Below are 380 nucleotides of genomic sequence, written 5' to 3'. Positions count from 1 at the left end.
TTGTCGTCGCCGTCGTTGCCGCCGATGAAGTCGTCGCCCTGGTTGCCGGCGATGTAGTCGTCGCCCTCGCCGCCGAACAGGTCGTCGTTGCCGAGGCCGCCGGAGATCGAGTCGTTGCCGGTGCCGCCATTGATGAAGTCGGCGCCACCCATGCCGAAGAGCCAGTCATGGCCCCAGGTGTCGATGATGAAGTCGTCGCCATCACCGCCGGCGACGATGTCGTTGCCGCCACCTGCGTTGATGAGGTCGTCGCCATCGTTGCCGCCGAGCAGATCGAAGCCGGTACCGCCCGCCATCGTGTCGTTGCCCTGGTTGCCGAAGGCGACGCCGCCGTCGGTCTCGATCCAGTCGTTTCCGGGAACGTGATCGGGATGTGCATC

General features: G+C 65.8%; 1 protein-coding gene. It reads right to left on the bottom strand.

What is annotated here, in order from left to right; genetic code table 11:
• Positions 1-380, bottom strand: a 380-nt coding sequence (locus DRV85_RS18395) for a calcium-binding protein (RefSeq protein WP_147238889.1), incomplete at both ends; no start/stop codon positions are given.

Origin of the sequence: Rhodosalinus halophilus, assembly GCF_003298775.1 — a bacterium.
Classification (GTDB): Bacteria; Pseudomonadota; Alphaproteobacteria; order Rhodobacterales; family Rhodobacteraceae; genus Rhodosalinus; species Rhodosalinus halophilus.
Note: the sequence above shows the minus strand (reverse complement) of the source record. Positions and strands in the feature narration are given on the sequence as shown.